Source organism: Tardiphaga robiniae (assembly GCF_001618955.1).
GTDB lineage: Bacteria > Pseudomonadota > Alphaproteobacteria > Rhizobiales > Xanthobacteraceae > Tardiphaga > Tardiphaga robiniae_A.
Window position 1 is genome coordinate 862,994 of record NZ_LVYV01000001.1, and the last position, 18,260, is coordinate 881,253.

15 protein-coding genes and 1 pseudogene are annotated in these 18,260 nt (G+C 61.9%); 9 read left to right on the forward strand and 7 right to left on the reverse strand.

Features of this window, described 5'->3' with window-relative positions:
• The first annotated feature begins 26 nt into the window (after nucleotides 1–26).
• Both A4A58_RS04085 and A4A58_RS04090 read left to right on the forward strand, forming a co-directional pair.
• On the forward strand, nucleotides 27–500 hold the full coding sequence (locus tag A4A58_RS04085) for a DUF2867 domain-containing protein (RefSeq protein ID WP_068730446.1): 474 nt from the start codon (nucleotides 27–29) through the stop codon (nucleotides 498–500).
• A gap of 52 nt (nucleotides 501–552) precedes the next feature.
• On the forward strand, nucleotides 553–1,050 hold the full coding sequence (locus tag A4A58_RS04090) for a hypothetical protein (RefSeq protein ID WP_068729991.1): 498 nt from the start codon (nucleotides 553–555) through the stop codon (nucleotides 1,048–1,050).
• Here the strand turns inward: A4A58_RS04090 and A4A58_RS04095 are convergent.
• Nucleotides 1,034–2,179 (reverse strand): FUSC family protein, encoded by a 1,146-nt coding sequence (locus tag A4A58_RS04095; protein WP_068729993.1) that lies wholly within the window; start codon nucleotides 2,177–2,179, stop codon nucleotides 1,034–1,036. The two genes, A4A58_RS04090 and A4A58_RS04095, sit on opposite strands and share 17 nt — an antisense overlap.
• A gap of 129 nt (nucleotides 2,180–2,308) precedes the next feature.
• On the opposite strand from A4A58_RS04095, the gene A4A58_RS04100 reads away from it, so the two are divergent.
• A complete protein-coding gene (locus A4A58_RS04100; RefSeq protein WP_068729995.1) occupies nucleotides 2,309–3,673 on the forward strand; it encodes an MmgE/PrpD family protein in 1,365 nt (454 codons plus the stop codon).
• 6 nt (nucleotides 3,674–3,679) lie between these two features.
• On the opposite strand, the gene A4A58_RS31395 is transcribed toward A4A58_RS04100, so the two are convergent.
• Together A4A58_RS31395 and A4A58_RS31740 are read right to left on the reverse strand one after the other, a co-directional pair.
• Nucleotides 3,680–3,967: a DUF1330 domain-containing protein gene (locus tag A4A58_RS31395; protein ID WP_068730447.1), complete on the reverse strand. Its 288-nt coding sequence runs from the start codon at nucleotides 3,965–3,967 to the stop codon at nucleotides 3,680–3,682.
• A 90-nt stretch (nucleotides 3,968–4,057) separates the two neighbouring features.
• Nucleotides 4,058–4,303, reverse strand: a pseudogene (locus A4A58_RS31740) (DUF1127 domain-containing protein); the annotation flags it as partial.
• A gap of 110 nt (nucleotides 4,304–4,413) precedes the next feature.
• Here A4A58_RS31740 and A4A58_RS04110 point away from each other — a divergent pair.
• The 5 genes from A4A58_RS04110 to A4A58_RS04130 all read left to right on the forward strand — a co-directional run bounded on the left by A4A58_RS04110 (nucleotide 4,414) and on the right by A4A58_RS04130 (nucleotide 10,375).
• The gene (locus A4A58_RS04110; RefSeq protein ID WP_068729997.1) at nucleotides 4,414–5,334 is read left to right on the forward strand and encodes a LysR family transcriptional regulator; all 921 of its coding nucleotides are present in this window, start codon (nucleotides 4,414–4,416) and stop codon (nucleotides 5,332–5,334) included.
• A 65-nt stretch (nucleotides 5,335–5,399) separates the two neighbouring features.
• Entirely contained in the window at nucleotides 5,400–6,002 is a 603-nt protein-coding gene (locus tag A4A58_RS04115) for a 3-keto-disaccharide hydrolase (RefSeq protein ID WP_068729999.1), read from the forward strand.
• A 104-nt stretch (nucleotides 6,003–6,106) separates the two neighbouring features.
• Complete coding sequence (locus A4A58_RS04120; protein WP_068730001.1) at nucleotides 6,107–7,024, forward strand: pirin family protein; 918 nt, start codon at nucleotides 6,107–6,109, stop codon at nucleotides 7,022–7,024.
• Between the two features lie 66 nt (nucleotides 7,025–7,090).
• Nucleotides 7,091–8,008: a phosphoribosylaminoimidazolesuccinocarboxamide synthase gene (locus tag A4A58_RS04125; protein ID WP_068730003.1), complete on the forward strand. Its 918-nt coding sequence runs from the start codon at nucleotides 7,091–7,093 to the stop codon at nucleotides 8,006–8,008.
• Nucleotides 8,009–8,182: 174 nt separating this feature from the next.
• A complete protein-coding gene (locus A4A58_RS04130) occupies nucleotides 8,183–10,375 on the forward strand; it encodes an SLC26A/SulP transporter family protein (protein WP_068730005.1) in 2,193 nt (730 codons plus the stop codon).
• A 42-nt stretch (nucleotides 10,376–10,417) separates the two neighbouring features.
• Here the strand turns inward: A4A58_RS04130 and A4A58_RS04135 are convergent, their stop codons facing one another.
• The 3 genes from A4A58_RS04135 to A4A58_RS04145 all read right to left on the reverse strand — a co-directional run bounded on the left by A4A58_RS04135 (nucleotide 10,418) and on the right by A4A58_RS04145 (nucleotide 16,022).
• On the reverse strand, nucleotides 10,418–13,585 hold the full coding sequence (locus A4A58_RS04135; protein ID WP_068730007.1) for an efflux RND transporter permease subunit: 3,168 nt from the start codon (nucleotides 13,583–13,585) through the stop codon (nucleotides 10,418–10,420).
• 8 nt (nucleotides 13,586–13,593) lie between these two features.
• Nucleotides 13,594–14,724 (reverse strand): efflux RND transporter periplasmic adaptor subunit, encoded by a 1,131-nt coding sequence (locus tag A4A58_RS04140; RefSeq protein WP_068730448.1) that lies wholly within the window; start codon nucleotides 14,722–14,724, stop codon nucleotides 13,594–13,596.
• A 941-nt stretch (nucleotides 14,725–15,665) separates the two neighbouring features.
• Nucleotides 15,666–16,022, reverse strand: a complete 357-nt coding sequence (locus A4A58_RS04145; protein ID WP_068730009.1) for a hypothetical protein — start codon at nucleotides 16,020–16,022, stop codon at nucleotides 15,666–15,668.
• Between the two features lie 280 nt (nucleotides 16,023–16,302).
• Between A4A58_RS04145 and A4A58_RS04150 the strand changes: the two genes are divergently transcribed.
• On the forward strand, nucleotides 16,303–16,515 hold the full coding sequence (locus tag A4A58_RS04150) for a hypothetical protein (protein ID WP_068730011.1): 213 nt from the start codon (nucleotides 16,303–16,305) through the stop codon (nucleotides 16,513–16,515).
• Nucleotides 16,516–16,728: 213 nt separating this feature from the next.
• On the opposite strand, the gene A4A58_RS04155 is transcribed toward A4A58_RS04150, so the two are convergent.
• The gene (locus tag A4A58_RS04155; protein ID WP_068730013.1) at nucleotides 16,729–18,219 is read right to left on the reverse strand and encodes an NAD-dependent succinate-semialdehyde dehydrogenase; all 1,491 of its coding nucleotides are present in this window, start codon (nucleotides 18,217–18,219) and stop codon (nucleotides 16,729–16,731) included.
• Nucleotides 18,220–18,260: the final 41 nt, after the last annotated feature.

Here is an 18,260-nt window from a genome sequence, read left to right on the forward strand (position 1 = left end):
GCTTCTTGACGTCTACGGAGGTCCTGATGACCATATCCATGGTTCACCCGACAATCGACACCAAGAGCCTGCTGACCGGCGCACAATTCGCCGACGCCTTCAGTATCACGACCGAGACGACGGACCTGACCGCTCGCGACGCCGCCACCCGCATGCTCAGCCACTCTCCGCCCTGGGTGGATGCCCTGATGCGGCTGCGGGATCTGATCGTTGCGCCCTTCGGGCTGAAGACGGCGCACTCTGCCCGTCACGCCAATATCGACAAGGTCGGCTTTTTCCCTGTACTCAGCGAGACGCCGCAGCGTCTGGTCGCGGGATTCAATGACAATCATCTCGATTTTCGCGTCGTGGTCGATGTCGCAGCGGACGGCACCGGCCAGCGCGTTACGGCAACGACTGTCGTGCTGATGCATAACTGGCTCGGACGCATCTACCTGACGGTCATCAAGCCGTTTCACCGGATGGTGGTCCGTTCCATGTTGCGGCAGGTCGCGCGCTGAATTTGCCGTGGCCGCCGTGGGGAACCTGGGTCATCGCAGCTCGTTAGCCCATATGCCATTTACCGAGATTGATCCGCAGAACGACGAGCTGAAAGTCACGCTGGCGCACGCGTTTGACGCCGCTTGGCAGCCCTTTGTGACGCATGAAGGCGAGTCCGCCGACACGCCAGAGAACCGCCGCCGCCTTGCCGCGCGGATTGTCGCCGTGGCGCGATCCGGACAGACCGATGAAGAGGCGCTCAGCGAGGCCGGATTGATCTACCTTCGCGTACTCGCCGAGGCGGCGCGGCTTTCGGCCCGCATTCGTAACATCGCATCTCCCGATCTGGCACCTCAGGCTGACGATCAGCGAAACCAGTCGTTCGGCCCGGAGACGGTCGCTGCGATGTCCGCGGCGCTGGATCTCTGCCTCGATGAATTGCCGCTGCGGATTTCATCGGATGCCGTGCAGTTGCTCTCGAACAGTATTCTCGATGAAGCATCGCGCGGCGAGCGCGACCCGGAAAAGCTGCAGCTCCACGCCTTGGCATTGCTCAAGTCGCGTCAGTAGGCTCCTTGCTCACCGGATCCGGGTTCGTCTCGGCCCATTCGGCGACGCAACGTTCGAGATCCTTCAAATTCTGCCGCATCTGTTCCAGCGAAAAGCCGATCGCGAAGAAGCGCTCGGCTACATCGCCGGGTAATCCGCGCGTTAGTCCTTCCTGACGCAGCGCACCGATCTCTCCCGCATAAGCCTGCAACGCCGTCTGTACCGGCCAGATCGCCGGCGCGCCGGTGCCGCTGCGCAATGCCACGGCCGTCGAATGCAGGAAACTCGTCATCGCATCGCTGACCCGCGCCAGCGGACCGGCCAGCCTGACCTGCAGTGCGGATGGCAACGGCACCACCGTGGACCGCCCGATCATGACCAGATCGTGCCGCAGCCGCAGCGTCGTGCGCAGCAACGGGCCAGTGTCGGGACCACGGGAGAGATGCGCGGCACGCTCACGCTCTGCTTCGGCGCCGATCGCATTCAGATTGGTGAGCGCGTTGCCGATCCCATCCTGCAGCCGGTGCAGTGCCTCGTTGTCTCGCCCGCGCGTCAATGACGCCAGCAGTTCGGTGAGCGCCGTCGCGATCAGATCGAGCGCTTCCGCCGAACTGGCCCGGACCTGACTATGCGCCCGCGACGGCAGCACCAGGAACGACACCAGAAGACCTGTGACGGCACCGACCGTGACTTCGAGCACACGATCGATGGCGGATTCCAGCGGCGTGTTGTGGTTCATCATCGGCAGCAGCAGCACGATGATGGCCGTCACGGTCGCGACATTGAGGCTAGGATTGATCGCCGCGATGAAGGCCAGTGGCGCCACGGAGAGCACAAGCACCGCGAGCAGCGCACCTTCATTGGAATGCGGGATCAGAATCGCGACCGCGCCGCCGTAAATGGCGCCGCCGATGGTCCCGACCAGATAATCGCGCGTTGCCTTCAGCGACCGCCCGACGCTCATCTGGGTGACGATGATCGCGGTCAGCACGGCCCAGAGCGGCAGTTTGAGCCCGACGGTCAGGGCCACGATCAGCGCGACAAGCGCCGCTGCGGTCACCCGGACGCCGAGGCCGAGTTCGACCTTGCGCTCCCCGAAGAAGGCAACCACCCGTTTCAGGAAGCCGAGAATTCGCTTCGATGCGGACATGTCAGAATTGACCCCTGAAACGGATTTTGACGAACCGGTTTCAGCATGGCTGGTCCACGCGTCGTCCTGCCCGCTTGAAACGCCGATTTGGTCCGCCTAAGGCTATTTCAACAAGAGTGAGGAAACACAATGGCTAACGAGACTGCAACGCTTGCCGCCTATGTCGCAGACCTGAAATTCGACGACATTCCGCAGGACGTGCTGGAACGCGCCAAGGTTCTCACCCTCGATTATCTCGGCAGCACCATCCGTGCCCGCAGCGAGGCCGAATCCACCCCCTCCTTGCTCAAGATGCTGGAAGCCCTGTCGCTGGACGGCACGGGCGAATCCACCGTCTTCGGCGACAGCAAGACATGGACGCCGGCCGTGGCAGCCCTGCTTAATGGCGCGCTCGGCCATTCGCTCGATTTCGACGACACCCATGCCGATTCCTCGCTGCACCCCAGCGCCCCCGTGGTACCCGCCGCCTTCGCCGTTGGTGAAATGGTAGGCGCATCGGGCAAGCAGGTGTTGACCGCGATCGTCGCCGGCTATGAGGTCTGCTGCCGGCTCGGCAATGCGCTCGATCCGACCTCGCACTATGCCAAGGGCTTCCATCCCACCGCGACCGCCGGCACCTATGGCGCTGCGGCTGCAGCCGGCAAACTGTTCGGGCTCTCAAAGGATCAGCTGATCTCGGCCTTCGGCGTGTCGGGCAGCCAGGCGGCGGGCTCGCTGCAATTCCTCGTCAACGGCGCCTGGAACAAGCGCTACCAGGTCGGCGCCGCCGCTATGAACGGCGTGATCGCCGCGACTTTGGCGCGCAACGACTTCATCGGCGCGACCGAATCCGTCGAAGGCAAGCATGGCCTGCTGGTCGGCTATAGCGACAACGCGCATCCCGAGAAGGCCGTGGCCGATCTCGGCTCTGTCTATGAGACCATGAAGATCGGCGTGAAGCCGTATCCGAGCTGCCGCTATACGCATGCCGCCATCGACGCATTGGTCGCGATGCGGCGCGAACACAATCTGACGCCCGAGCAGGTCACGCGTGTCGAGATCGGCCTGCATCGCAACGGCATCACGCTGACCGGCGACGCCGCCACCAAGCGTCACCCGACCTCCATCGTCAGCGGCCAGTTCTCGATGTTCTTCACCGGCGCGCTCGCGCTCGAACAGGGCAGCTTCGGCTGGGACGACTATAAGCGTCTCGGCGACAGCGCAATCAACACGCTGGCCGACCGTTTCGACGTGGTTCAGGACGAACGCCTCGAAGGCAAGCGCCATCCGTTCGGCGCCCGCGTCAGCATCACCACCGAGGACGGCGTGCATGAGCGCATCTATGCCGATCCGTCGGGCGAACCGACGTCGTTCCCGGATGCGAACGCCATGCAGCAGAAGTTTCTGCAGCTCGCGCGCCCCGTGCTGAACAATCGCGCCGAGAAATTCGCTGACGCGATTCTCTCGCTCGAGACTTTCGACCGCGTGGCAACGGCGACCGCGCTGGGACGGTAACGGGCATCAGGCGCCGTCGATGATGATAAAATCGGCCTCGGCGCATTTTTGCCGGATGAACTTGGCGGTTTCGTATTCCGGGCTGCGATAGCAAGCCGTTGCTGTCGCGCGGTCGGCGAATTCCACCACCACATTGCGATCCCGGGCATCGCCTTCCATGGTTTCGAAGGCGCCGCCGCGCACGATGAACCGTGCGCCGAACTTGTCGAACGCCGGCTTGGCCGCGGCGAGATATTCCGGATAACGGCTCTCGTCGAGCACCGAGACGCGGACAATCCAGTAGGCTTTCGACATCATGGCTCTCCAGTTTTGATATGATCGTTGTGGCGCGTCCTGCGTCGCATCGTCATTGCTGTGGCGGGTCACGGCATCAATGGCGGCGCGGGTCACGCCAATATCGCGCAATTCGTAGTCGCTCATGGAGCGTAGTTGGTCTCGCGCCTGTTGCCGCTCGCGCAGGCAGCGCCAGCCATGGCGCAGGGCTGCGACGGTCGCCATCGCGACCGAACGCAACATCCGGCCGCGCTCGACATGGATGCCCCGGATGATGGATCGCTTCAGCGCGGTCCATTGCAGCGGCGTCAGGTAGCGCGTGTCATGCGCGTGCGGCTCGCATTCGCTGTCGATCATGTCCGCACCCTTTTCCGCTCATAGCTGATGTCAGCCATGACGGGTTTACCCGGCGCTTTTCATCCCATAAAATGAATAATCAAGATCATTTCGATCTCATGGGGAGATGCATGGATCTGTCCGAACTGCGCATCTTTCGCGCCGTGGTGCGCGAAGGCGGTGTGACGCGCGCCGCGGAACGGTTGCACCGCGTGCAGTCCAACGTGACGACGCGGGTGCGTCAGCTCGAAGACGATCTCGGCACGGCGCTGTTCGTGCGCGAAGGCAAGCGTCTGCATCTGACGCCTGCGGGTCAAACGCTACTCGGCTATGCCGACCGGCTGCTGGCGTTGGCGGACGAAGCCCGCGACGCGGTTCAGGACCCGCGGCCGCGCGGCGTCTTTCGCCTTGGCGCCATGGAGAGCACCGCGGCGGTGCGGCTGCCCGCACCGCTCAACGAATTTCACCGCCGCTATCCCGACGTGCAGCTCGAAATGCGCATCGGCAATCCGGAGACGCTCGCGAAGGGCATCCTCGCCGGCGATCTCGATGCCGCCTTTGTGGCGGAGCCGATCGCCGCGGCGCCGTTCGACCGCATGCATGCGTTCGACGAGGAGCCGGTGATCGTGTCGTCGCCACGCCATCCGCCGATCGGCCGCAAGGACAGCGCGCCGCGCTCGGTACTGGTGTTCGAGAACGGCTGCCCGCATCGCAAGCGGCTGGAAGACTGGTATGCAAAGCGCGGCGAGATGCCCGAGCGCACCATCGAACTCGGCTCCTATCACGCCATGCTCGGCTGCGTCGTCGCGGGTATGGGCATCGCGCTGCTGCCGGAAAGCGCGCTGTCAACCTTTCCGGAGGGCAAGCGACTCACCGTGCATCGCCTGCCGCGCGGCGAGAATCACGCCGAGACCGTACTGATCTGGCGCAAGGGCGCGGCCTCGCCGAACGTCCAGGCGATGCAACAAGTGCTGCTGGACGGACGATCAACCCGCAGCCCTGCAGCGAAGCGCAGGACATCAAGCGTTAGCGCACCGCACAATGTGAAGTAGATTTACAACCCCATTCTCCCGCGGCTAACGTCACGCCAATAAAAAGCAAACGGGAGGAGACCTTTATGTTGCGCGTTACAGCGATTGCGGCCGGATTCGTCATTGGCGTTGCGGCTCTTACGACAATCCAGCCTGCCATCAGCCAGTCTGACGGCTGGGTCACGCTGGTCGACAACACCAAGATGGGTGACTGGGACAAGGTTGGCGATGCCAACTGGGCAATGAAGGACGGCGCACTCGCCGCCGACAAACTGCTCTCCGGCAAGGATCTCGCTTATCTCGTCAGCAAGACGCCCTACAAGGATTTCCAGATCAAGGCCGAGTTCTGGACCGATGCCGAAGCCAATAGCGGCATCTTCATCCGCTGCGATAACCCGAAGGTGATCGACGGCAAGACCTGCTACGAGGTCAACATCTTCGACAAGCGGCCCGACCCGTCCTATGGCACCGGCGCCATCGTCGATGTGGCTAAGGTCAATCCGATGCCCAAGGCGGCGGACAAGTGGAACACCTATGAGATCACGGCGAAGGGTCCGAAGCTCACGGTGATCCTGAACGGCGAAAAGACCGTCGATGTCGAGGACACCAAGCACGCCGCCGGCCCGATCGCCCTGCAATACGGCTCCGGCGTGGTGAAATTCCGCAAGGTCCAGATCAAGCCGCTGTAAGTACAGCCATTCCTCAGCCCGGACGGAGCGATCCATCCGGGCTGAGCCCCTTTTACCCGCCCCGCCAAATGCTGCTATGATGGCCCCAACCCCACGGAGCCCTCATGAGCTGGCAACCATCAGAAGATCCGATCCTCGGCGACGCGCAGACTTGCGACGCGCTGGAGCTGGTGATCGTGCCACGCACCCGCGATCTCGGCGACGGCTTCCTCGTCCGCCGCGCCCTGCCCCACGGCAAGCGGCAGATGGTCGGCCCGTTCATTTTCTTCGACCATTTCGGCCCGATGCAGTTCATCTCCGGCAGGGGCATGGACGTGCGGCCGCATCCGCATATCGGCCTAGCCACCGTCACCTATCTGTTCGACGGCGCCATCATGCATCGCGACAGCGAGGGCAATGTCCGCGAGATCCAGCCGGGCGCCATGAACCTGATGACCGCCGGAAAGGGCATCGCCCATTCCGAGCGCACCCCGGACGTGCAACGCCGCGACGGCCAGAAGATGCTCGGCCTGCAAAGCTGGATCGCATTGCCCAAGGGTTCCGAGGAAATCGCGCCCTCGTTCCAGCATTATGCCGCCGACAGCCTGCCAACCATCACCGATACCGGCTTCACCGCGCGCGTGATCGCCGGCAAGGCGTTTGGCAAAGCTTCGCCGGTGTCGATGGTGTCGCCATGGTTTTATGCCGAAGTGGCCGTCGAGGCCGGCACCACCGTGCCTCTCGATCCCGACCATGAGGAGCGCGCGGTCTATGTGGTCGATGGCGAGGTCGAGATCGCCGGCGACCGCCATGAGGGGCCGCAACTGCTGATCTTCCGGCCCGGCGATGCCATCACCATCAAGGCGACGCGCAATACCCGCATGATGTTCCTCGGCGGCGATGCGCTGGAAGGGCCGAGGCATCTGTGGTGGAATTTCGTATCCTCCAGCAAGGAGCGCATCGAGCAGGCGAAAGAGGACTGGAAGACCGGCCGCTTCGCCCATGTGCCCAACGAACACGAATTCATCCCGCTGCCGGAATAGGCTCACTCCTTCATCACGCCGCCGCCGGCCAGACGCCGGACGACTCTGCTTTCGAAAGACCCTAACATGACCACGATGGCCACCAGCGATCTGCCCCTCCCCAAGATCGGTCGCGGCAAGGTGCGCGATATCTATTCCGTCGGCGACGACCGGGTGCTGCTGCTGACCACCGACCGCATCAGCGCCTTCGACGTAGTCATGAACGAGACCATCCCGATGAAGGGCGCGGTGCTGACCCAGATCAGCGCCTGGTGGTTCAACCAGCTTGGCGGCGTGGTCCCGCATCACATGATCTCGGCCGATGCCGACGAGATCATCAGGCAGGTGCCGGCTCTCGCAGATCACCGCGCCGCCTTGGCCGGTCGCGCCATGCTGTGCCGACGCACCACCGTGTTTCCGATCGAATGCGTGATCCGCGGTTACATTTCGGGCTCGGCCTGGAAGGAATATGCCGCGTCAGGCACACTGGCCGGCGAGAAGCTCAACGCTGGACTGCTCGAAAGCCAGAAATTCGCCGAGCCGGTGTTCAGCCCGGCGACCAAGGCCGAGACCGGCCATGACGAAAACATCACTATCGCCCGGATGCGCGAGATCATCGGCGAGGAAGATGCCTTCACCCTCGAGAGCATGACCCGCGCTGTCTACACCCAGGGCGAGGAGATCGCCCGCGAGGCCGGCATCATTATCGGCGACACCAAGTTCGAATTCGGCAGGGAAGGCAATGGCCGCATCATCCTGATCGACGAGGTGATGACCCCCGACAGCTCCCGCTTCTGGGCCGCCGACGTCTATAAGCCGGGCCAGCCGCAACCGAGCTTCGACAAGCAACCGCTGCGCGACTATCTCGACATCGAGCGCCGCGCCGGCCGCTGGAACGGCGAAGCCCCGCCGCCGCCGCTGCCCCCTGAGGTGATCGACGCCACCAGCAAGCGCTATTTGGAGGCCTATCGTCGCTTGACCGGCACGGAGCTGGTCATCAACTAACAAATTGACTGTCTTTCCCGCGGACTGTCATAAAAATAGTCTTGTCCGTGCATCTCACCGTCGTCTACCAGAGACGGCGGCGGTTGCGCCTGTCGCGCAGCGCTCCTACAGGTTCGCGCGTGACATACTTCCGGCCCGCCCACCTCATCGCCGTTATTGCGAAAGTAGCCGCCCATGACTGACACCCTTGTCAGCCCGGACGTGTTGCGCGCCTGGCGCAACGACGTGTTCGGCGGCCTGATCGCCAGCGTCCTCACCATCAGCTTCGGCCTGTCCTATTCCGTGCTGATCTTCACCGGGCCGCTGGCCTCGCTGCTGCCCTACGGCATCTCCGCGACCTTCATCTCTGCAAGCGTCATCGCCGCCGTCATCGCGCTCGGCAGTTCGTTTCCCTTCGCGGTCGCCGGACCCGAGAGCTCCACCGCAGCCGTCACCGCCATCCTGGCGGCGGCCCTGGTCGAACACATCGTTACGGCCGATGCGCCGTCTGCCTTGCTCGGCCCGGTACTTATCACCCTGTCCTCGGCCACGATCATCACCGGCATCGTGCTATGCGGCTTCGGCGTTACTCGCATGGGACGCGCGATCCGCTATGTGCCCTATCCGGTGATCGGCGGATTTTTGGGCGCCACCGCCTGCCTGATCGTCGCCGGCGCGATTCAGGTGATCACCGGCTACAAGCTGCAATGGGCGAACCTGACAAAACTCGCCAATCCGATGACGCTCTACGAGTTGCTGGCCGCGGCAGCCGTGGCACTGACCATCTATGCGACCTGGCATCGGTCCCGTAACCCACTAGGCCTGCCGATGATTCTCCTCGGGAGCGTCATAGCGGCGCATCTCGTCTTCCGGATCGCAGGCGTGTCCGTGATCGAGGCCCAAGCTATGGGCTGGACCTTCGCATCGCCGCCCAAGGCCAGTCTAACCTTGCCCTGGGCATTCTTCAGCGGCGGTTACCCGTGGCAGGCGCTGCCCGGCCTCATCGGCAATTTCATCGCTGTGATCTTCGTGACGGCCGTGAGCACGCTGTTCAATACGACGGGCCTCGAAGTCGCCGCACATCGGGAAGCCGATATCGAACGCGAGCTCAATGCGACCGGGGCGGCCAATATCCTGGCCGGTGTACTCGGAGGCTATGCCGGCTGCATCTCGATCAGCCGTTCGCTCCTGAATCGCAACAGCGGTGCCACAGGGCGGCTTTCGGGCCTCACCGTCGCCGCGGCAGCCGCGCTGATGCTTGTGGTCGACCCTGCCTTGCTGGCCTATATGCCGCGCTTCGTGCTCGGTGGCCTGCTGCTGTATCTCGGCCTGGAGCAACTTCATCGCTGGATCGTCGACTCCCGCAAGCGGCTCTCGCTGCTCGACTACCTGTCACTGCTGGCAATCATCGTCATTATTCTCACATGGGGTTTCGTGGCCGGCGTGCTGATCGGCATCGTGATCGGCTGCGCCACCTTCGCGCTCAGCGTGTCGCGGGTGTCCTCGATCAAATACGGTTTCGATGGCTCGGAATATCGCAGTTCGCTCGATCGGTCGCTTGAGGATCAGCGCACGCTGGCGGCGCATGGTCGCGAAATCCAGGGCCTCAATCTGCAGAGCTATCTGTTCTTCGGCTCGGCCAACCGGCTGTACCTGCACGTCAAGGCGCTGCTGCGCCGGCATCCCGAGTGCCGCTATCTGGTGTTCGACTTCAAACTGGTGACGGGCATCGACTCGTCGGCCGCCCACAGCTTCGCCCAGATCAAGCGCATCGCCGAAGGCCACGGCACCGCGCTGGTGCTCGCCAATCTTCATCCCTCAGCCAATCGCAATTTGCGCGCCAGCCTGTTCATCGATGACGCCGTCAAGGTCATGGGCGAACTCGATCACGCGCTGGAGTGGTGCGAAAACGAGGTGATCGTGAGGCACCGCGGACTCGCCGAAGAAGAAGCCAACTTGCGCGACTGGTTCACCAAGATCCTGCGCACCGCCGACGATTCCGAAGAACTGATGCGACGCTGCCAGCGCGTCGAGGTCGGCGCCGGCGAAATCGTCGTTCAGGCCGGCGACGCTGCCGATTCCATGCACTTCATTCTCGACGGCCGACTCGGCATCATGGTGCCGGCAGGCGATGGCAGGCTGACGCGGGTGCGCAGCCTCGGGCGTTACACGACAGTGGGCGAAATGGGCCTCGTCGCCTATGCCCCCCGTAGCGCCACCATCCAGGCGGAGATCGCAAGCGTGCTGTATCTGCTGCGCGCCGATGCCTTCGAGGACATCAAGCAAAACCATCCGGCATTGAGCCAGAAGCTGCTGACATATTTCGTATCGGTCATGGCGGAGCGGCTGGCTTTTGCGAGCCGCATGATTGCGGTGTTGCGAAGGTAAGAATAGTCCACACGACGCATCTGAAACGGACGTCACGACCGGCTACGAGTTGGCGCCGCCGGCACCGACAGTTGAATTGGCAGTTTTCGTTGTCTTGCGGCTGGCGCGCCAGTTCTCCCACCTTTGGACGACGACAAAAAAGATCGGAACGAACAGGACGGCAAGGCAGGTCGAGGCGAGCATGCCCGAGAACACGGTGATGCCGATCGACTTGCGGGCGTTGGCGCCGGCGCCGGTCGCGAGCACCAGCGGCAGCACGCCGAGAATGAAGGCGAAGGACGTCATGAGGATCGGCCTAAATCGCGCACGTGCGGCTGCGACCGCCGACTCCAGCAGTGGCTTGCGATCATGCACATGCAGTTCGATCGCTACCTCGACGATCAGAATCGCGTTCTTCGCCGACAGCGCGATCAAAAGGATAATGCCGATCTGGGTGTAGAGATTGTTCTCGATCCGCAGCGCGGTGAGTACCGCCATCGGCCCCAGCAGTGACAGCGGCACGGCCAGGATCACCGAAATCGGCGCATACCAGCTTTCATACTGCCCGGCGAGCACCAGATAGACGAGCAGCAACGCAAGGCCGAACACATAATAGAGCTGATTGCCGACGATCTTTTCCTGATACGACATTGCTGTCCATTCAAAGCCCGTTCCCGGAGGCAAAGTCTTCGCCGCAATCTGCTCCATCAACGCCATGGACTGCCCGGAACTGTAGCCCTGTGCCGGCAGGCCGATCACCACCGCCGTCGGATAAAGATTATAGAGACTGATCAACGACGGTCCCACGGCGGGCGTAATCTTCGCCACGGTGCCAAGCGGGATCATGTTGCCCTGCTGGTTGCGGACCATCAGGTTCTCGATGTCCCGGGCAGTCAGCCGGAATTTGGCATCTGCCTGAGTGTAAACCTGAAAAGTACGGCCAAACTTGTTGAACTGGTTGACGAAGGACGAGCCCAGATAGGACGACAGGGTCGAGAACACCTGATCCGTCGTCACGTGCAGGGTCTGGGTCTTGATACGATCGATCTCGATATCGAATTGCGGCACCATCGAGCGGAACGGCGAACTGACGCGCTGTAAAGCGCTCTGCGTCTCTGCATTAGCTACAATCGCCCCGGTGATCGCCTGCAGCTTGCTGTAATCGGCATTGCCATCGCGCAGTTCGATCTGCATGGCGAAGCCCGCCGCGTTGCCGATGCCCTGAATGGGCGGCGGCGGGATCACCAGAATGCGCGCCTCTGGAATCACCGACAGGCTCTCGTTCAATCCAACGAACAGCGAACGAAGATCCTGCCCCGGCCCTCGCTCGCTCCATTCTTTCAGGATCAGATAGGCGACACCGGCATTGGCCAGGCTGGAGCTGCTGTCGAGCGCGGAGATGCCGGCAATGGTAACCACCTGTTCCACCGCTGGCGTCTTGGCGGCCAATTCGCTGACTCGATCGAGCACACGCTGCGTCCGGTCCAGCGCGGCGCCATCGGGCAACTGCACTGCGACCAGCAGATAGCCTTGATCCTCGATCGGGATGAAGCCGGTGGGAATCCGGGACAGGCCGTAACCGCCGATGCTGATCAGGATCAATGCCAGAACAACCGAGAGATTGCTGTGCGCGACCATGCGGCCGATCAGGGCGGCATAGCCCCGCTCAAGCCGGTCATAGACCCTGTTGAACCCGCGATAGAAGAAATTGCGCTTCTCCGGCGGTACCGGGCGGCGCAGCCACAATGCGCATTGCGTCGGCTTCAGCGTGGCCGCATTGACGGCGCTGAGCAGCGCCGTGGCGGCAATCACCAACGCGAATTGCGCATACATGCGCCCGGTCAGCCCGGGCAGGAATGCCGCCGGCAGGAACACCGAGATCAGCACCAGCGTAATGCCGATGATCGGAGCAAACAGCTTGTCCATCGCGCTGATCGCAGCGTCGTGGCCGGACATGCCCTGCTCGATATTGTAGGCGGCACCTTCGACAACCACGATGGCGTCGTCAACCACGATGCCGATCGCCAGCACGATGGCGAACAGGGTCGACAGATTGATCGTGAAGCCGAGCGCCGCCATCGCCGCAAAGGCACCGATGATCGTCACAGGCACCGTCGTCGCCGGTACCAGCATCGCGCGCCAGTCCTGCAGGAAGATCAGGATGACCACCAGCACGAGAAGGCCAGCCTCGATAAGGGTCTTGTAGACCTCGTTGATCGATGCCTGGACGAATTTCGTGGTGTCGAACGGCGTGTCGTATTTGATGTCGTCGGGAAATTGCGTGGCCAGCGCGGCCATCTTCTTCTCGACAGCCTTCTCCACCTCGAGCGCATTGGCGCCCGGCGACTGGAACACGCCGATGCCGACGGCCGGCTTCTGGTTGAGTGAAAAGATCTGGCTGTAGGTTTGCGCACCCAATTCGACGCGCCCGACGTCACGGACCCGCGTGACATCGCCATTGTCGCCGGTCTTGACGATGATGTCCTCGAATTCACTGGGATCATCCAGCCGCCCGTTGATGTTCAGCGTGTACTGGAAGGCCTGTCCCGCGGGCGTCGGCGGCATGCCGATTTGCCCCGCAGAAACCTGCTGGCTCTGCTGCTGGATGGACTGGATGATATCCTGCGGCATCAGCCCGCGCACTTGCAGCTTGCTCGGATCCAGCCATATCCGCATCGAATACTGGCCGGCGCCGAACACCGTCACATTGCCGACCCCCGACAGACGCGACAACTCGTCCCGGATGTTGATCGTGGCGTAATTGCTCAGAAACAGGCTGTCATAGGTCGCCTTCGGCGACGTCAGTGTCACGAACAACAGGATCGCCGTCGATTTCTTCTGAACGGTCACGCCCTGATTCTGCACGGCGGTCGGCAGCGACGACAGCGCGCTCGATACGCGGTTCTGCACCAGCACCTGCGCAAAATTCAAATCGGTGCCGATCTTGAACGTGACCGTGAGTGAATAGGTGCCATCCGCTGCGCTGTAGGACTGCATATAGAGCATGTCCTCCACGCCATTGACCTGCTGCTCGATCGGCAGCGCCACCGTGTCGACGATGGTCTTGGCGCTGGCGCCGGGATAGCGCGTCGTCACCTGGACGGTCGGCGGCACCACGTCCGGATATTGTGCGACTGCGAGGCCATAGAGCGAGACGCCGCCGATCAGGATCATCAGCAACGCGATGACATTGGACAGGACCGGCCGCTCGATGAAGAACTTCGAAATCATGGCCTGTCCTATTTGGTCGGGGTCGGCGCTTCGATCTTTCTCAGTTGCGGATCGGCCTTCTGCCCCGGAATGGCACGCAGCAGGCCTGCAATGACGACGCGATCGTCCGGCTTCAGGCCGCTTTCAATTACGCGAAGCTCACCTTCCAGCGGGCCGGTCACGACCTTGCGCTGCTCGATGACATTGTCGCCATTCACGACCAGCACGTAACGCCCGGCCTGATCGCTGCCGAGCGATACATCCGGCACCAGCAGCGCGTTGTCCTGCTTGTCGATAGGCACGCGAACGCGAACATAGAAACCCGGCAACAGGATGCGATCCGGATTTGGCAGCACACCTCGCACCGGCAGCGTACCCGTCGATTGGTTGATCGTCGGCGAGATGTAGTCGATCTGGCCCTTGTGCGGAAAACCGGTCTCGGTCTGCAAACCTATCTCGATCGGCAACTGCCTGAGATCGCTGACCGTCAGCCCGCGCCGCCGGGCTTCATCCCGGATGCGCAGCACGTCCTGTTCGTTAACGTTGAAATTCACATAAATCGGATCGAGCTGCACGATCGTCGCAAGCTGGGTCGGCGACGCGACACCGACCAGCTCGCCAACCGACACCAGATGCGCGCTAACGATGCCATCAAATGGCGCAATGACATTCGTATAGCCGTAATTGACGGCCGCGATCTTGGTGTTGACTTGCGCCTGCTGCAGATTGGCTTGTGAATTTTCTCGTGTCGCCGTCGACTGCTCGAGCGTTGACTGCGAAACAACCTGGCGGGATACGAGGTCCGACTGGCGCTTGAAATCCGCTTCCGCCTGCTTTGCAGACGCCTGCGCACCGGCTTCCGCAGCCTGCGCCTGCTCCAGCTTCAACTGGTATGTCTCAGGCTCGATCGTGAACAGCGTGGTGCCCTGCTTGACGAAGGAGCCGTCCTGATAGTTGATCGACTGCAGAACGCCCTGAACGCGCGCCACGAGATCGACATTCTTGATCGGTGCTGTATTGCCTGTCGCTTCCAGAAAGCGCGTGATGCCGCGCTGCACAGGAACCGCCACCTCAACTTTCGGCGGCGGTGGCTGCACGAAAGTGTTTTGCTCGCAGGCACTTAAAAAGAAACTCGCCAGCGCGACGCTTGAAACGCGCATGATCGTGACATGCTGCAGCTGCTCAATATGATCCTTCGGTCCAGATGAACAGGCGCGCACAAATCGCATTGTCCTGCCTCAATCAAATGACTCTCAAAAAATCCTTGGCCAAAAAAACGGACAGCCGTCCGCATCAATAGCAACAATCCACTTGTAGTGAAACCGAAACCGTAAAATGATGACGAGCCGAAGTTGTTTTGCGAATGCCTTTCAGAACTCACACTTCTTGAAGATTTTGCGCAGTTGCCCTGATTGATCGGGCGGTAGCAACGAGGATTTTATCGATGAATTTCATGTTCGGTTCAGCCGCGCGACATCGCGTGTCGATGGCAACTATTATTCTAATCGGAATCATGAGCCCCGCCTTTGCGCAGGCGCCGAGCCAGGCGCAGCGCGACGCGATCAAGACGCAGTGTCGCTCGGATTACATCGCGCATTGCTCGAGCGTTCCTCCTGGTGGAGAAGCCTCGTTGCAGTGCCTGCAGAAGAACATGTCGAGCCTTTCTATAGGATGTGCGGGGGCGGTCCGCGCCGTCCAGGCGCCAGCAGCTGGGCCTAAAGCCGCCGAACCAACACCCGCAGTAACGCCCAAGACAGAAGCCGCTCCACCGGCCACGAAGCCAGCCACTGCCGCGCCGAAAGCAGCTGCGAAAGGTACGACTGCGGCTCCGGCTGCGGCAGCCACGACCGCCGCACCTTCTGCAGCCGCCGTCGCTCCCGCAGCGATCGTGCTGCGGCCGATGCGGCCACGCGAAGAATTATTCGTGATGAGATCAGCATGCGGTGGCGATATCAGATCGCTGTGCGGCGGAATTGCGCCGGGTGGCGGCCGCATCGTGCAGTGCCTGGCCAGCAACAGCGCATCGCTTTCGCCGGCTTGCACCAGCGTCCTGGCGCCGTTCGCTCGACGATGAACACGACGCGCCCCGCAATGGGCGGGATCACTCTCCACGGAAGGCCAAAATCAACTGGATTAGCCGAACAGACAGAATGACGTAACAGAACGACATGATGATCTGAAGCGCCACGTGCCATTCCAACTTTGCGAGCTTGTAGAGGCCATCGAGAAAATTCAGTAGCAACAAAACAATTCCGAACAGCATGACACCGCGGCCGACAAGACCGTGGCGCAAATATCCAAACAGAACGAGAGAGGGCTCATCGCTCGACACATGTGCCCCGGCCGATATGATCAAAGTGCCGATCACCATCTTTTCGACGTGACTGAATATTTCCTTGGAAGCGGGCTCGATATGTCGATTGTGCAAAGTAAGCCACATGGTCCTGAAATCCGACATGCTTTCTCCTGCTGATTCAACATCGGGCGAAATAGTCCCGTCGCATGTTTCAAGTCGGCAAGTATCTGCGAGATAGAATAGACGTTCTGCCGCATCAGGACGCAAGGCGCCGTTACAGGATTTCTGAACGCTTACGGGACTTTTGCGGGTTCTTACGAACTACTCTTTGTAATCGAAGAAATTTCCAAAACTCTTGTTCGTATTGCGGTTACGCCACCACTGAAGCCCACGAACCTTTCTTCGCATGTCCTTTGTCAACCAACCAAGCCGGGAGATCACCATGCGTTCTTTCTTGATGATGGTTGCAGCCGTTCTCGCATTCGGTACGACAATGACGTTTGAAGCCACCGACGCCAATGCCGTCGTCTGCGCGCGCGGCGTCTACCGTGCCGGCTGCGCCGGCTATCGTGGCGCCGCCGTGGTGCGCCGCCCGGTGGCGGTCGCGTGCCGCACCGTCTGGGTCAATGGCGTGCGCGTACGTCGCTGTTACTGACCGAGGGCGGCTTCGACTGAAGTCAATCTATTCGGACGGCCCGTCGGACTCGCTGGCGAACGGCCGAGAGAGAGACATTGATTTGTGCCGGCGATGGCTGAGCCATTGGCCCTGCCTGCAAAAACGTAAATGCCCGGCACATCTCACGAAGCTCGCTTCGCGGTGGCCGGGCATGACGAGTGACTGGTTCAAAATTCGGGAAGGCGCGACGCCTCAGATTCCCGACATCATGATGTATTTGATCTCGACATATTCTTCCATGCCGTGATGCGAGCCTTCGCGGCCCAAACCTGACTCCTTCACGCCGCCGAATGGAGCGACTTCGGTGGTGATCAGGCCGGTATTGACGCCAACCATGCCGGACTCCAGCGCTTCCGCAACACGCCAGACGCGGCCGAGATCGCGCGAATAGAAGTACGATGCCAGACCGAACGGCGAGGCGTTGCACATGGCGATGACATCGGCTTCATCCTTGAAGCGGAACACCGGCGCCAGCGGTCCGAAGGTTTCTTCCTGCGAGACCAGTGCATCCGGCTTCACATTGGCGAGCACCGTCGGCTCGAAGAACGTACCGCCCAGCGCATGGCGCTTGCCGCCGGTGACGACCTTGGCGCCGCCCTTTACCGCATCGGCGATGTGGCGCTCGACTTTCTCGACTGCCTTCTCGTTGATCAGCGGGCCCTGGGTAATGCCCTGTTCGGTGCCGTCGCCGACCTTCATCGCCGCGACCTTCTTCGACAGCTTCTCGACGAACTGGTCGTAGATGCCATCCTGCGCGTAGAGGCGGTTGGCGCAGACGCAGGTCTGGCCCATGTTGCGATATTTCGACACAATCGCACCTTCAACGGCGGCATCGATATCGGCATCGTCGAACACCACGAAGGGTGCGTTACCGCCGAGTTCGAGGCCGAGCTTCTTCACACCGACCGAAGCCTGCTTGTAGAGAATCTTGCCGACATTGGTGGAGCCGGTGAAGCCGACGAAGCGCACGGCAGGATGTTCGCACAACACGAGGCCGATGGACGACGCATCGCCGGTGATGATGTTGAGCACGCCCTTCGGCACGCCGGCACGCTCGGCGAGTTCAGCCAGTGCGAGTGCCGACAGCGGCGTCTCGTTGGCAGGCTTCAGCACCACGGTGCAGCCGGCTGCCAGCGCCGGCGACACCTTGCGGGTGATCATCGAGTTCGGGAAATTCCATGGCGTGATGGCGCCGCAGACGCCGATCGGCTGCTTGATGGCGAGGAGCCGGGCATCGGCACGCTGGGTCGGGATGGTCTCGCCATAGACGCGGCGGGCTTCCTCGGCGAAGAATTCGATATAGGCGGCGCCGATATCGACCTCGCCCAGCGCTTCGGCCAACGGCTTGCCCTGCTCGGTGGTCAGGATCAGCGCGAGGTCTTCACGATTCGCAATAATCAGCTCGAACCACTTGCGCAGGATGTTGGAGCGCTGCTTGGCGGTGAACTTGGCCCAGGCCGGAAACGCCTTTTCGGCGGCCTCGACAGCCTGCGTCGCTTCCTTGGTGCTCATATTCGGCACCCTGGCAAGTTCGACGTCATTGACCGGGTTGGTGACCACCGTTTCGCCGGTGCCGACCCAGGCGCCATCGATATAGCACTTGTCGCGCAGCAGCGAGGGGTCCTTGAGGCGGTCGCGCAGCGAAGAGGCGGTGGACTGGCGTGCGGCTGATGTCGGTGACATGGGCGGTTCTCCTGCGGAAAGTGTCGCGAACGTATAGCCGC